The organism is Pseudomonas sp. 21615526 (assembly GCF_013386245.1).
Lineage (GTDB): Bacteria > Pseudomonadota > Gammaproteobacteria > Pseudomonadales > Pseudomonadaceae > Aquipseudomonas.
Genome location: NZ_JACAOM010000248.1, coordinates 1 through 776 on the forward strand (window position 1 = coordinate 1; position 776 = coordinate 776).

Here is a 776-nt window from a genome sequence, read left to right on the forward strand (position 1 = left end):
GAATGGAACGCCCACCAGCAAGACCAGCATTGATGTGTTGCCCAAGGGTTTGAACATCGGGCTGGTGAATGGCTCGGTGGACATTCCGGGGATTGGCAAGGTGCTGGACCTCAAGGTGTTGGCCCGGGCGTTGAAGAGCAAGGGCGGGACCAATGTGTTGTCGACGCCGAACCTGCTGACCCTGGATAACGAGGCGGCGAGTATTTTTGTGGGGCAGACGATTCCTTTCGTCACGGGCAGTTATGTGACCGGTGGCGGCGGGACCAGCAATAACCCGTTCCAGACGGTACAGCGGGAGGAGGTGGGGCTGAAGCTGAACGTGCGGCCGCAGATTTCCGAGGGGGGGACGGTGAAGCTGGATATTTATCAGGAGGTCAGCAGCGTCGACACGCGGGCTTCGGTGGATGCCGGGACGGTGACGAACAAGCGGGCGATTGATACGAGTATTTTGCTGGATGACGGGCAGATCATGGTACTTGGCGGGCTGTTGCAGGATGGGTATAGCCAGAGCAATGACGCGGTGCCTTGGTTGTCGGATATTCCGGGGTTGGGGGCGTTGTTCAGGAATGAAAAGCGCAGTGTGACGAAGACTAATTTGATGGTGTTTTTGCGGCCCTACATTATTCGTGACGGTGGGGCGGGGCGCAGTATTACGCTGAATCGCTATGAGTTTATGCGCAGGGCCCAGGGTGGGTTGCAGCCGGAGCATAGCTGGGCGATGCCGGATGTGCAGGCGCCGCAGTTGCCTTCGGTGGATAAGGCGATTCCCGGGGGGC

Annotated in this window: 1 pseudogene; it reads left to right on the forward strand. The window is 59.0% G+C overall.

Features of this window, described 5'->3' with window-relative positions:
• Positions 1-776: pseudogene (locus tag HX786_RS31530) on the forward strand (type II secretion system protein GspD); the annotation flags it as partial.